Genomic DNA, 15,031 nt, shown 5'->3' on the forward strand with positions numbered 1-15,031 from the left:
ATGGTTGTGATTTAATTAGAATTTTACATTAAGACCTATTGTAAACGTTCTCACGTTTGGATAACCGCCGTAATCTAATCCTAAATTGGTGTTGCTTCTTGAATTCGTATCGTTTAAATAGCTCGTTTCAGGATCTGTACCCGGATAATCTGTAATTGTCCAAAGGTTTTGTGCACTTATGTAAAAACGAACCTTGTTTAACCCTATTTTTGAAACAATATTTTCGCTTAAACTGTATCCTAATGAAATGTTTTTCAAACGAATATAACTTCCATCGTAAACAAATCTCGAAGTAATTCTTTTTGTTCTTGCTGCATTGATAGGCACATTGGTATCTGTATTTGTTGGTGTCCAGGAATCTAAAACTTCTGTGGTAGCATTATTGTTTCCTGATGCTAATTCCATTAAAGTATAGTTTAAAATTTGACCTCCTTGTGAACCTTGAAAGAAGATGTTTAAATCCAGATTTTTATAAGTGAAATCATTATTGAAACCAAAAATGAAATCAGGATTTGGATTTCCAATGATGGTTTTATCCTGCGAATCTAATTTACCGTCTCCGTTAACATCTTTGAACTTTTCTCCTCCGGCAATAGTTTCAAAATTTCCTGGTAATACAGGTTCTCCCTGCTGAATTACACCATCATAAACAAAACCAAAGAAAGAACCAACAGGTTGTCCTACTCTCAAAATCTGAGATTCTGTTGCCAAAAAGTGACCGGGAGCAGAGTTAATTAAAAGATCTTTATTATCAGCTAATTTTAGTACTTTGTTTTTGTTGGAAGAGATATTGAAGCTGGTAGACCATGTAAAATCAGCACCAATAAAGTTTTTGGTATTAATACCCAGTTCCCATCCTTTATTTTCCAATTCGCCCACGTTTTGAAGTTGAGAAGCAATTCCTGAAACTCCCGGAAGTGGTCTGTTAAATAATAAATCTTTAGTAATAGTTTTATAATAATCTGCCGTAATGCTGATTCGGTTATCAAATAAACCTAAATCAATTCCATAATCCTGTTGATATGAAGTTTCCCATTTTAAATTCGGGTTATCCAAAGAAGTCAGCTGTACCGCATTTACAATTACGTCGCCACTTACATAATAAATTTCAGAAAAGCGGGAAAGAGTAGAGTAGGCACCAATAGAAGGATTACCGGTTGCTCCATAACTAGCTCTTAATTTTAAGTTCGAAATGGTTTTGTTGTCTTTTAAGAAAGCTTCTTTGCTAATATTCCATCCAATTGCTCCAGATGGAAAAGTTCCGTATTTGTAGTTTTTACTAAAGCTTGAAGAACCATCTCGTCTGGCAGTAAAAGTTAGTAAGTAACGATCGTCGTAATCAAAATTTAATCTTCCGAAAGCAGAAATCAATTCAGTTTCAGATAAACCGGAATCCGGTTTTAAAAATACGGTTCCCGCACCTAAATTTCTATAAGAGTTAGTATTCGTCAGAAATCCTCTTGAAGCGGCATAAGAATTTTCGTTTTTGTTTTTTTGATACGAATAACCTCCAAGAACTGTTAAGATTCCTTTGTCGATAATTTCACGTTTAAAAGTCAGATAATTTTCTGTTAAGAATGAAGAAAATCTGGTATTGTTTACAGAAGCTTCTCCTTTGATATTTTTTCCAGCAATTAGGGTTGACGGAATAAATCTTCCAGTCTGTGAATTATTATCGGTTAAACCTAAAGTAGTTTTAAAATCTAAATCTTTTGTGATTTGATACTGCGCAAAAAAGTTACTTCTGTTTACAATAGAAACGGTTTCTAAAATATTTTCCATTGCAGTTGCATACGGATTGTCAATATCATCACCAATTGGAGCTGTTGTGGTGTAAGAGCCATCAGCATTATAAATCCCTTTGTCAGGCATAAAACGGTAAGCCGATGCAATTACACCAGCTGCACCGGTTCCTCCGGCACTTGTCTGACTTACGATTCCTTCTTTGTTTTGTTTGCTGGTAAAAATATTTAAACCGACTTTAAATTTAGGAGACAAATCGGCTTCTAGATTGCTTACAATAGTGTATTTGTCAATACCGGAATTAATTACAACTCCGTCTTGGTTAAAATAAGTTCCAGACACATAATATCTCATATTTTCAGATCCTCCTGAAAATGATAATTGTGTATTCGAAATCATTCCTTCACGGTAAATTAGATCCTGCCAGTCTGTATTTGCGGGACCTTGTGTATGCGTCGTAAAACTTTTTCTGTAAGCTGCAAACTGATCTGCGTTTAATAAATGCAATTTATTGTTTACTGATTGTATAGAAGTTGAGTTACTGAATTCAATTACAGGTTTTCCTGGTTTTCCTTTTTTTGTTGTAACCATAATAACCCCGTTTGAACCTCTTGATCCGTAAATTGCCGTTGCCGAAGCATCTTTTAAAACCTCGATAGAAGCAATATCCTGAGGTGCCGGCATAGAAACTCCTGCAAAACCGTCCACAACGACAAGCGCATCACCACTGGCGTTAATCGAAGTACCGCCACGGACTCTGATTTTTACCGGAGCTCCGGGTTCACCACCATTATTAGTTTGTACGGAAACCCCGGCAGCACGCCCCTGCAACGCTTGTTCGGCATTTAAAACAGGATAAGCAGTCAGTTCTTTTGCGGTTACAGAAGAAACAGAACCTGTAATATCACTCTTTTTACGAGTTCCATATCCTACTACAATTACTTCATCAAGTGCTTTTGTATCTGGTTTTAAACTTACATTGATTACATTTTTAGTTCCGACCGGAATTTCAACAGTTTGAAATCCGACGAAATTGAAAACTAAAACAGCATTTTTCTCAGATACAATAACAGTATAATTTCCATCCATATCCGCAGACGCTCCAACCGAAGAGTTTTTGATATAGACATTGGCACCAGGAAGTCCGAGTAAATCTTCACTTGAAGTAATTTTTCCCGTCACTTTTTTTTCCTGTGCGTTCATGATGAAATTTACTAGTAAAAAAGAGACCAGTAAACACCATTTAAACGGTTTTTTCTTGTGGTTTGTAAACATTCATTTTTCGGTTTAAGGTTAATAAGTTTAGATAAAATAGAAAAGCAATAAACTCATTCCAATTACGAGAATGACAAACAGAATTTGTAATAACAAGAAGTTCGTTTTTTTGATTTTCATATCGCAAATGTAGAAGCCGAAAACGATATAGAAATACAAAAAAGGGTATCCAAAAATACAGATACCCTTTTTTAAGCCTTTAAAACAGTGGATTTTTAAATTATAGCAGAAGATTTATAAAATTTGTCTGCATATTGAGACGGAGTTTCTCCGTATTTTTTCTGAAAGCATTTGCTGAAATATTTCGGGTTATTAAAACCAACTTTATAACTTACTTCAGAAACGGTTAGTTTATTTTGTTCCAATAATTGAGCCGCACGTTTTAATCTGATTTCGTGAATGAATTCATTTGGTGTGCAATTGGTCCAGGCTTTAATTTTCAAAAATAACATGGTTCGACTGACACCCAATTCGGAACAGAAAAACGGAATATCAAATTGTTCATTTGAAATATTCTCTTCGACAATTTTAAATGCTTTTTTCAGTAATTCTTCATCCAATGAAGAAACCGTAATCTCCGACGGGATAAAACTGTCTTCGCTTGAAAATTTGATTCTTAAACGTTCAGTTGTGTTCAGAAGATTTTTAACACGAAGCCTGAATTCCATTAAATTGAATGGCTTACTGATGTAATCATCGGCACCGCTTTCCAATCCTTCAAATTTATAGACTAATGAAGATCTGGATGTTAAAAGAATTACAGGAATATGACTGGTTTTTAAATTCTCTTTTATTTTAGAACATAATTCAGTTCCCACCATTTCAGGCATGATAACGTCGCTGATAATCAAATTCGGGACATATTTTAAAGCTTTTTCAAAAGCAATTTTTCCGTTTTCGGCTTCAATAATGTTGTAATCTTTTTTGAGTAAGTTTTTCATGAACTTTCTCAAAACCTTATGATCTTCAACAAGGAGAATGGTTTGTTTTTCCTCGTTTACAATTAAATCTTCGAGATCTTCATTTTCAACAATTTCAGAAGGTTCTAATTGCGCTGCGTATTGCTCCACATCATCACTGATTTTAAAATCAGTAATAATTTCACTGTCTGAAAGATGTTCACGTCCCAGCGGCAATGTTACTGTAAAGATTACACCTCCAGTTGGTTTATTGGTTACATCAATAGAACCTTTATGTAGTTTTACAATGTTTTTTACGATTGAAAGTCCGATTCCTGTTCCTTTATTGTAATTTTTCTGAACCTGATTGTGCGTTGGAACTTCAAAAAACAAATCAAAGATTTTATCGATATGTTCTTCGGCAATTCCAACTCCTGAATCTTCTACAGCTATAAAAAGGTTTTCCTGATTGTGATTGATTTTAATGTTGATTGTACCGCCTTTTGGAGTATATCGAAAAGCATTAGAAATCAAATTATAAAACACACGCTCCAGTTTGTAACGGTCATAATAAACCAGAATTTCATCATCAGAAGTTTCAAATGTATAATCGTAACCGCCGTCTTTGGCATATTCAATAAAAGATAAATAGATTTCTCGTGTAAATTTGACGATGTTTCCGTTGGCCGATTCCAGTGCAACCTGATGATTTTCGAGTTTTCTGAAATCCATTAAACGATTAATTAAACTCAACAAATGATTTGCACTGCCTTCTATTACCAGAAGCTTTTTGTACATTTCGTTTGTTCCGTTATAATCGGCCAAAATCTGTTGCAAAGGCCCCAGAATTAAAGTCAGCGGTGTTCTGAATTCGTGTGAAATATTCGTAAAGAAATCCAGTTTTAGTTTATTGTTTTCTTCGATACGTTTGGTTTCCAGATATTCCAATTCCAGTTTTTGTTTCAGTCTGGCTTTTGATTTCATAATCCAGATTAAACCGTATAATCCCAAACCGATAACAATTCCGTACAATAAAAATGCCCAGATGCTGCGCCACGGAGCCGGATTTACAATTACCGTTAAAGTTGTTGGAGTCTGATTCCAAACTCCGTCATTATTTGCGCCTCGGACTTCAAATGTATAAGTTCCCGGATTTTGAATGGCAAAATTGGCTTCGGTATTTTTAGTCGTTGTCCAGTTGTTTTCTAAACCTGTTAAACGATAACTGTATTGATTATTTTTAGATCGAATGTAATTTGGAATAGCAAAATTTATCGTAAAATTAGCTTTATCATAGTCCAGTGTTATGGTTTGAGTAAATCCAACACTTTTTTCTAAAATAGCATCCTTATCGTTAGCGTGTATCGTTTCATTTTTGATTTTTAAATCCGTAATTAAAACCTGAGGAGCATAACTATTCAGCGAAATTTTTGTCGGATCAAAAAACGTCGCTCCTGATGGACTTCCGAAATAGAATTGATTTGATGCCAGTTTTAAGGCCGAATTATCATTGAATTCATTGCTCGCTAATCCGTCTTTCTGATCGTAACTTACGATTGCTTTTCTATTTGTATTGTATTTTATAATTCCCTGATTGGTACTGATCCATAAGTTTTTATCATCATCCTGCAGAATAGAATGGATAGATGTAATCACTGTATTTCCGACTTTAAGATGGATATGGTTGAATTTTTTTCCGTCAAAATAATGAAGTCCTTTTGCTTTAGTCCCGACCCAAATCCTTTTTTCCGAATCCTGAAACAGGGTTAGAATATCGTCACCGGATAAAGCAGTATGATTGTAAAAGAAATGCTGAATTTTATATTTTTTTGGATTGAAGTTTTTTAACGGAATTCGGTTGAGTCCGTTTTGAGTTCCAATCCAAACATAATTTTGTTTGTCAACTAAAATCGTTCGAACGATATTATTGGTTAGGAAAACGGGTTTTGTATTGTCATTTCCAAGAATATCAAAGGTTTTGTCCAGTGTATTATAACGAACTAAACCTTTTCCAAATGTTCCAATCCATAAAATATTTCCTTCCGTTTTGAGCGAATAAACTCCGGTATCTTTTAATAAATCACTTAGACTCGAAGTAATTCGATTATCTTCAATCCGTTTTGAAATGGTATTGTAAGCTGATAATCCTTTAGAAAATGTTCCAATCCACAAAATATGATCGTCGGAAAGACACATTGCTTTAATGTCATTTTTGTTGGTTTGTCCCGTTTTACTGTTAATATAACTTACGGCTTCTGAATTTGTATTATAGATGGTTATACCACCGCCTTCAGTTCCAAAATAAACATTATGGTTTTTATCCGCAATAATAGAACTGACCACATCAAAACTCATCGGAATCTTTTTCGAATTCTGATTGTAGTTTGAGAAATTGACATTAGAAATATCCCAAAGATTTACGCCCTTGTAATAACAGCCAATCCAGATAGAACCTTTTTTATCCATAAAAACCGACTTTACTTTGTCGATTCCGTTACTATTATTGCTATTGTTGATTTTTTGCAGGCTTTTATCTTTTCCTAAAATATAAATTCCATCATAAGCGCCAACCCATAAGAAACCCTGATTATCGATTACTAAAGATCTGATATCAGTATTAATTTCGCGATATTTATTGGCGTCTAAAAACGATACAAATGCTTTTTGTTTTTGATCGAATTTTAAAAGTCCTTTGTTTTTGGTTCCTACCCATAAATCGCCATTTTGATCTTCAATAACCGATTGTACATTTAGAAGGTCAACAGTATTGAGAGGATAATTTTTAAAAGCAAATTTTTCACCTTTTCTATTGATAAGTAGACATAAGCCTTTAGTAGTTCCAATCCAGATTTCGCCTTTTTTAGTTTTTACAATGCTCTGAATATTATTGCTTGGAAGTGTTGACGTATCTTCATCAGAATGAAATACCGAAGTGAATAATCCCGATTTCTTATTAAGGATCGTTAATCCTTTTGATGTTCCAAACCACATTTCTCCGCCTATTTCCCTAATAGTCCAAACCGCATTATTACTTATTGTCTGATTGGATTTGGTATGCAAGTATCTTGTGAATTTATTCGAAACGGGATCGTAACAATTTAATCCATTATAAGTTCCAACCCAGATTTTACCTGAATTGTCTTCTTCAATTGCTAAAATATCATTATTGCTGATCGAAAATTTATCGCTCACATCATTTCGGTAAATCGTAAAATGACTGCCATCATATTTGTTGAGACCATCACGCGTACCAAACCACATCTGTCCAAATTTATCCTGATGTATGGCAATAACAGAACTCTGCGAAAGTCCGTCGGTTGTGGAGATATTTTTAAGGCGGTATTTATTTTGGGAAAATATATTCCCGAAAATAAATACAATTGCAAGAAAAGCTATTTTGTATTTCATAGCGTTTATTTTTTTACCACAAAACAGCAAAGACGCAAAATTTGTTTAATTGCTTTGCGTCTTTGTGCCTTTGTGGCAGTTTTAACTTATTTTAGGCGTCTTTGTAATTGATAATCGTAAAGAGACGGAATTTTTTCAATTGGTGTATTTAAAAACTCAATATAAGGATCAACATCGTATTTGATTTCATATTTTGTATTTCCGTGAACTCCAATTATTCGGGCAAAAGCGCCATCTTTCATTCCGTATAATAGAATCGTTTTTGCTGTCTCTGGATTTTCAACCTGAACATTTAGATTCCAAAATGTACTAAATGGACCATGTGAAGGCTTCCAGTATTCAGCTCCGCCACCACCAAATAAAAGGTAACTATTGTTTTTATCGGGTTTAATATGAACGGTAATATTATCAAACAAATTTTGATGATTGGCACCCGAATGCTGGTCTAAAAGGGCATCGGCAAAAATCTCACAGTTTTGATACACGTTTTTGGTTGCAAAAGTGTTGAAACTTAACGGATGTACTGTTTTATTATAGATTTTTAAGTTTTTGACCAATACATTATGAACACCACCTAAAGTTACGGTATAATGTGCTAAATGAGGTCCGTCTGTTGTAATATCCTGAACCGTTACATTAGAAACTTCGTCGGCTAAAATTGCGCTGTCAGCATTGGTGATTTTAACATCTTTTACCCAGCTGTTGAATAAACGGGTTAAGAAAATACCATTATTTCCGGGTTCAACATGATGCGCGACTCTTGGAATATCGGGAAATGTAAAACGAAGATGCTCGATTCCAACTTCATTTAAATGTTTCCATTCTACTAATTGTGCCTGATAAACAGGTTTAATAGAAATAGTTAAAGGCGTTTTAATTGTAATTTTTGAACCTGAAATCTTAACAATTTCAACTTGCTGTCTGACAATAGGAAGTTTAGGAAACTGCCAGTGATGCGAGCCCGGTTTTACTTTGGCACCCTGATATAAATCTTTGATGATTTCGCCGTTTTCACCCTCTTTGTTGAACAACTGTAATTCGACGATATCACCTGTTTTCAGGTTTTTAACATCAGAAACATTGATGGTAAATTCTCCCATTTTCCCGGAACTGACTTTTGCTAAAACATTCGGCTCCGGTTCATATTTATCCAGATACGATTTTACACGTTCGCTCGGAACCTGAGTCCAGATAAAACCTCCGGACCACGCATATTGTGAAAAAGGCAAATCGATATTGTTTTCTGGTTCACGTTGTCTTTTGTCAAAAGTGGTTAAATATTCGCGAAGTTCTGCCAGAGATTCAGGATCTTTAAGATACATCATGGGTCTTGGACAGTAAATTTCGGTTCCGTTTTCGTCAGAACCTGCGCCTCGGAGCACAAAATTGCTTCTTTCGATGTAGAGTATATCGCTTAAGATAATTTTTCCTTTCGGCAATTGCAAAATGACGTTTCCTTCAACAGCATTAGCCGCTTTGAATGCTTTTAGTAATGCTTTTGAATCATCGAGATCATCATCTGCTTTTACGCCAAAATCGGTTGCATTAATAACTTTTCCGTTGACTTCAGGTATTTGGCTTTCGCCGAAGTGATAGCCTGCATAACTAAAATCAGGAAGATAATTTGTTTTTGAAGTAATAATTTTAGGTAATTCCTGCGCCAATATGGTATTCATAAAAAAGCCACAGGAGACAATAATGGCTTGGCGAATCATGGTTTTTGTGGTTGTGGTTAGTAAGGTTTTTGTGTGTGATTTGCCACGAAGGCACTAAGACACAAAGTTTTTTTAGTTTAGTTTGTCATTCTTGGTCAGGATGACAAAAATGAGAAAGAACTTTGCGTCTCTGCGACTTTGCGAGACTAAAACATAAGTCTATAAAAAATCTTTGCGCCTTAGCGTCTTAGTGGCAAGACCAATTATAAAGATCGTTTAATCCCTAATTCAAGTCCGCGTAGTTCTGCTAAACCTCTTAAACGGCCGATTGCAGAATAACCCGGATTTGTTTTTTTCTTCAAATCATCCAGCATTTGGTGTCCGTGATCAGGACGCATTGGCAAAGTACTGTTGTTTCTTTTTTCTACTTCCAAAATTGCTTTTACAACTTCGTACATATCTACATTTCCTTCCAAATGATTGGCTTCATAGAAACTTCCTTCTTCATCACGCTGGGTGCTTCTTAAGTGAATAAAATTCATTTTATCACCATGACGTCTTACCATTCCCGGCAAATCATTATCAGCTCTTACACCATATGAACCCGTACACATTGTAAATCCGTTTGACTGAGAAGGGGCAGCATTCATTAGCTCAATTAAATCTTCTTCCGTACTTACTACTCTTGGCAAACCTAAAATCGGATAGGGTGGATCGTCCGGGTGAATAGCCATTAAAACTCCTTTACTTTCAGCAACCGGAATAATTTCTTTTAAAAAGAAGAAAAGGTTGTCTTTTAAAGCCTGTCTGTCAATATGATTGTAAGCACTTAGGGTAACAAGGAAATCTTCAACGGTGTAAGCTTCTTCTGCACCTGGAAGTCCGGCCAAAATGTTTTGTTGTAATTTCACTTTGTCTTCAGCGGTCATAGCTTCAAAATAGCTCTTCGCTTTTTGAGTCTGTTCTGCTGAATATTCTTTTTCAGCTCCCGGTCTTTTTAAAATAAACAATTCAAAAGCAGCAAAAGCATTGATGTCAAAACGTAAAGCTTTTGAACCATCTTCTACCGTATAAGATAAATCAGTTCTTGACCAGTCTAAAACGGGCATGAAATTATAGCAAACACATTTAATTCCGCATAGAGCCAGATTACGAATGCTTTCTTTATAGTTTTCAATGTACTGAAGATAATTTCCTGTTTGTTTTTTAATGTCTTCGTGTACAGGAATACTCTCCACAACAGACCAGGTTAAGCCCGAAGCCCCTTTTTTAGGATCTCCGTCTTCGTGTTCGATTTCAACTTTACGCTTAATAATTTCATCGATACTCCAAACTTCTCCGTTCGGAATGTGATGTAAAGCGGTTACGATTCCGGTTGCACCGGTTTGTTTAATATCTTGTAAAGAAACAGGATCATTTGGTCCGAACCATCTTAATGTTTGTTCCATGTTTTATGTTTTTGGTTTATTTCCTTCAAGGTTTGTAAAACCTTGAAGGTTTATTATAGATTATTGTAAATTAAAAATTATACCTACAAGGTTTCCAAAACCTTGCAGGAGTTTGTTAAATCTTAAATACTTGTTGCAGCAAATCCGCCGTCTACTTTTAAGATTGTTCCTGTTACGAATTTTGACATATCACTACAAAGGAATAATAAAGCGCCATCAATATCTTCCGGACTTCCAAATCTTCCCATTGGTGTATGATCGATAATTTTTTCGCCTCTTGGAGTCAATTTTCCTTCCGGAGTCAATAACAAAGCACGGTTTTGTTCGCCGATAAAGAATCCCGGTGAAATAGCATTTACGCGAAGTCCTTCACCATATTTTTGTGCTAGTTCAACCGCCATCCATTGTGTGAAGTTGTCAATTGCTGCTTTTGAAGCAGAATATCCTACAACTCTCGTTAAAGGTCTTTGCGCCGATGCTGATGAAATATTGATGATGTTTCCTGATTTCTGCTTAGCAAAAAGTTCTGCAAAAACCTGCGTTGGAAGCATAGTTCCAATTATATTCAAATCTACTACTTTTTGCAAATCATCGCTTTTCATATCATAAACTGCCTGATCCGGCTGAATTGTTGCCCCTGGCATATTTCCTCCGGCAGCATTTATTAAGATATCTAAACGACCGTATTTTTCTACAATTAGATTTTTTGCTTTTTCTAATTCTTCTTTGTTTAAAACATTTGCCTGAACAGCAAATCCTTGTCCGCCATTAGCTTCAATGTCTTTTACCGTTTTCTCTGCTTTTTCTAAGGACTGAGAAACAATACCTACAACAACACCTTGCTCTGCCAATACATTTGCAAATCTGCTTCCTAATACTCCGGCACCGCCTGTTATTAAAGCAATTTTTCCTTTTAAATTAAATATTGAATTCATTTTATTTCTATAATTTATATTTTGAATTTCTACTTTCTGATGCTTTCAATCAATTTTAAAACTCTTTTAGTTTCTTCCTCAATTGTATCATAAGCCTCATCCTGCATTACTTTTTTACTGATTAATTTGCTTCCCATTCCAACAGCACAAACACCGGCATTAAACCAGGTTTCAATACTTTGATGAGTCGTATCAACACCACCTGTTGGCATAAAGATTAAATCTGGGAATACATCTTTAATCCCGCTCATAAAGTCAGGCCCTAAAATATTTCCCGGGAAAAGTTTAATGAATTTTACTCCGGCATTTTCAGCCGCAATAATTTCTGTTGGAGTCATACAACCCGGAGCATATAATACTTCTTTACTTATTAAAAAGGAAGCAACTTCCGGAACAAAACCTGGGCTTATAAAAAAATCAGCTCCGGCTAAATAATACGTTTCTGCCTGAGCTAAGTTTTTGATTGTACCAATTCCTAATAACATGCCCGGTAATTCTGCATTTCTGATTTCAACTAGTTTTTTAAAATTAGAAATCGCTTCAGGGCCTCTGTTAGTGTATTCTACGGCTCTGATTCCTGCATTGTAAAGTGTCTTTAAAATTGTTAGACTTTTGTTTTCGTCGGCATTAAAATATAAAGGAAGCATTCCTTGTTTTAAAATAACATCTATAGCATTCTGAATGGCACTCATACCTTATATTTTAACTTTGATTACAATTTTCTTCAACAATCCTTCACCAATCATTGCAGTGTGGACATCTTCCGGAAATAAAATAGCAAATTGTTTTTCCTGTAATTCAAAAAAGGTATCGGGCGCATCGTGGAAAAATCGAACATCTCTTTCATCACTGTAATCTCCATTTGGATTTACACATTTTTCTCTCGGTTTCCAGGCAAAAGTTTCAGGACCTTTAATAGAAATCTGAATATCAATATTTTGATCATGACATTCAAAACCTTTAACGGCTTCTTCTTTTGTGTTTCCTTGCCCAACAATTACAATTAGTTTTAAACCTTCTCCAATTTCAAAAGCTCCTTCTTCAAGATTGGCAATATCATTTTGATTTACATAATTAAATGCCTTTTGAAAATTTGGATGAAGACTGTAATACTTTGCAGCATTTTGTAGTGAATCTACTATCATTCTGTATAGATTTTTTCTGGTTTTACTAGTTAGTTTTCAATAGATAACATAAAAAAAAATTGTTTTTTAGATGTTATGTGTATATTTGCGTGTGCGTACACGGTATTTTACAAATGTATGTAAAATGCATTGTAAAACAACTTATTTTATAAAATAAAATTAATTTTACCGTACTGCTTTTATTTTTTTAACTTAAAAAGAATCAATATCATAACAATCAAGAAAATTGCGGAGTTAGCTAATGTTTCGCCGGGAACAATTGACAGGATTATACACAAACGCGGACAGGTTGCGCAGGAGACTGTTGATAAGGTCAATGCAATTATTGAAGAGTTTGGTTATAAACGAAATATTCTCGCTAGTAATCTGGCGCTGAATAAGAAATTTCACTTTGCTGTTTTTCTTCCAAAATCTGAGACTTTAGAATATTGGAAAAGTCAGGTTGAAGGAATTGAAAAAGCCGCTGTGGAGTTTAGTAAATTCGGAATTGTTCTGGATTATTTTTTCTACGATTATAATCTGGCATCTTTTAAAGAAACGGTTCAAAATGTAATGGAATTTGATTGCGATGGTTTATTATTCGCACCCATTTTTTATGAAGATTCGGTTCATTTTTTAAAGCAATATCAAAAGAAAAAGATACCGGTTGTGATGATTGATTCCAATATTTCTGAAGATAATCAGCACGCGTATGTAGGGCAGGATGCTTTTCAGAGCGGATATCTGGCGGGAAGATTAATCAGTTTTGCTGTAAAAAATGAAAGACAGGTTTTGATTTTTAAAATTACGAGAGAGATAGAAAGTACTTCGGTTTATTTACAGCGAATTGATGGTTTCTATTCTTATTTTAAAGATCATAACGAACTGACGAATTTTAAATTTTCTGAAGTCACTTTAAAAGATTCCAAAATAGACCAATTAAGTCTGGAAATGTTTTCCGGAATAAACAGCGTTTTTGTACCTAATTCACGAGCTTACATTGTTGCCGAATTTTTACACAAAAACAGCATAAAAGGTGTCCGAATTATTGGTTATGATTTGTTGAAAGAAAATATAGAATATCTCAACAAAGGCGTAATTGATTTTTTAATTAACCAAAGACCCGAAGATCAGGGTTATATGGGAATTAATTATTTGTATAAGAAATTGGTTCTTCAGGAAGATGCGGAGCGAACCCATTATATTCCGCTGGAAATTATTTTGAAGGAGAATTATTTTCCTGTAAGGAAGTAAGATTCAAATTTAAAGATTATTGTATTTCAATATAGCCCACGGTTTCAATCGTGGGCTATGTTTAAAATCAAAAAGGAAAACCTTTGTGTCTTAGTGCCTTCGTGGCAAAACTATTTTTTAACCTTCACTACCAAAGGATTATTAATTTTCTCTGCAAAAGAACTTAAATATTTTTCCCATTCTTGTTTAGTCTGAAACGGACTTCCTTTTTTCCATCCAAAACCAACATAATAAACAGCTGTATTGTTTTTAACGACGATATTTCCGTAAAGGTTACTCAAATCTTTTTCGTCCGTAACATGATTATCAAAACTGATTAAAGTGCCTTTTGGAGCGACTAATCCTAAACCAATTTCAGAATCATCAATAGGTTCCCAATAACTTAACCAACCTTCTTTTAAATTGGTTCCGGTAGTTCCTTTTTTATCATGAAGTGTTATTCCGGCAGCGACAGTTTTAGTACCTGTAATATTGATTTCAAATCGGGAAAGCTGGCTTCCGTAATCTAAACTGATTAATTTTGATTCGGTAATTTTATTTCCATTAGCATCCCAGTCGGCATAGGTTAAAATAAAACTAGTTCTGATTGGTCCTGTTGTAATCGTTTTCCAGCTTGTAAAATTTTTAGAAAAATAATATTTCCCATCGACATTTACTGCGATTCCACCAACGCCGCGACTCGGGCCAACCTGAAAATTATCTAAACCTTCTCCGGTATCTTTATGGTAGGTTCCTTTTCCTGTAGTCATTTTATCGTACCATTTGTTGATAATAGGATATTCAACTCTTTTTAGCCAGGCATCAATTCCGCTGGTTAAAGTTCCTCCCGGAATATTATCTTCTACCATTTTTTGTGCAACAGGGCCGTATGTTCTAAAGGCAACTTTATTGTTTTCCCAGGCATAATCATCTGTTCTTTCCGGAACAAATCGGGAATAACAGCTTATTGTTTTAGAAGCGTTTGGATTAGTTCCAACTAAAACTTCAAAATCCTGTTTAGAAGAAGCCTTTAGTTTTGGCTGAAATAAAAGGATATCCATAATTCCGTCTCCATCATTATCTACAGTTTGAGTTTCTACGAATGAATTATTACTGAGATCTTTTACAGTATAATTTTCAAGTTTAGCGTCTGCTGCTAATCCGAGTATTTTTTTAGTTAACTCAACGGTTTCAAACTCTCTCTCGACTTTTAAGTTATTGTTGATGGTTATGATTTTGTTTTGTGACTGAATCGTAAAAGTTCCAGCCAGAATTGCGGTAAATAAAAAGTGTTTTTTCAAAATTTATAAA

Annotated in this window: 9 protein-coding genes; 1 reads left to right on the forward strand and 8 read right to left on the reverse strand. The window is 34.7% G+C overall.

Features of this window, described 5'->3' with window-relative positions; translation table 11 throughout:
- Positions 1–15: 15 nt before the first annotated feature.
- From ACFS3A_RS16515 to ACFS3A_RS16545, 7 genes are all read right to left on the reverse strand, one after another.
- Positions 16–3,018 carry a SusC/RagA family TonB-linked outer membrane protein gene (locus ACFS3A_RS16515; RefSeq protein ID WP_379826662.1) on the reverse strand — a complete coding sequence of 1,001 codons (3,003 nt, stop codon included), beginning with the start codon at positions 3,016–3,018 and terminating at the stop codon, positions 16–18.
- A 215-nt stretch (positions 3,019–3,233) separates the two neighbouring features.
- Positions 3,234–7,325 carry a two-component regulator propeller domain-containing protein gene (locus ACFS3A_RS16520; protein WP_379826663.1) on the reverse strand — a complete coding sequence of 1,364 codons (4,092 nt, stop codon included), beginning with the start codon at positions 7,323–7,325 and terminating at the stop codon, positions 3,234–3,236.
- 86 nt (positions 7,326–7,411) lie between these two features.
- Positions 7,412–9,040, reverse strand: a complete 1,629-nt coding sequence (locus ACFS3A_RS16525; RefSeq protein WP_379826664.1) for a DUF4955 domain-containing protein — start codon at positions 9,038–9,040, stop codon at positions 7,412–7,414.
- 203 nt (positions 9,041–9,243) lie between these two features.
- Positions 9,244–10,428: a mannonate dehydratase gene (gene uxuA, locus ACFS3A_RS16530; protein ID WP_379826665.1), complete on the reverse strand. Its 1,185-nt coding sequence runs from the start codon at positions 10,426–10,428 to the stop codon at positions 9,244–9,246.
- Between the two features lie 122 nt (positions 10,429–10,550).
- The gene (locus tag ACFS3A_RS16535) at positions 10,551–11,363 is read right to left on the reverse strand and encodes an SDR family oxidoreductase (RefSeq protein WP_379826666.1); all 813 of its coding nucleotides are present in this window, start codon (positions 11,361–11,363) and stop codon (positions 10,551–10,553) included.
- 29 nt (positions 11,364–11,392) lie between these two features.
- Positions 11,393–12,055: a bifunctional 4-hydroxy-2-oxoglutarate aldolase/2-dehydro-3-deoxy-phosphogluconate aldolase gene (locus ACFS3A_RS16540; RefSeq protein ID WP_379826667.1), complete on the reverse strand. Its 663-nt coding sequence runs from the start codon at positions 12,053–12,055 to the stop codon at positions 11,393–11,395.
- 3 nt (positions 12,056–12,058) lie between these two features.
- Entirely contained in the window at positions 12,059–12,508 is a 450-nt protein-coding gene (locus ACFS3A_RS16545) for a YhcH/YjgK/YiaL family protein (protein ID WP_379826668.1), read from the reverse strand.
- A gap of 225 nt (positions 12,509–12,733) precedes the next feature.
- Between ACFS3A_RS16545 and ACFS3A_RS16550 the strand changes: the two genes are divergently transcribed.
- The gene (locus ACFS3A_RS16550) at positions 12,734–13,741 is read left to right on the forward strand and encodes a substrate-binding domain-containing protein (RefSeq protein WP_379826862.1); all 1,008 of its coding nucleotides are present in this window, start codon (positions 12,734–12,736) and stop codon (positions 13,739–13,741) included.
- Positions 13,742–13,851: 110 nt separating this feature from the next.
- On the opposite strand, the gene ACFS3A_RS16555 is transcribed toward ACFS3A_RS16550, so the two are convergent.
- Entirely contained in the window at positions 13,852–15,021 is a 1,170-nt protein-coding gene (locus tag ACFS3A_RS16555) for a DUF4861 family protein (RefSeq protein ID WP_379826669.1), read from the reverse strand.
- Between the last annotated feature and the right edge of the window lie 10 nt (positions 15,022–15,031).

The sequence above is a fragment of the Flavobacterium notoginsengisoli genome (assembly GCF_042686225.1).
GTDB lineage: Bacteria > Bacteroidota > Bacteroidia > Flavobacteriales > Flavobacteriaceae > Flavobacterium > Flavobacterium notoginsengisoli.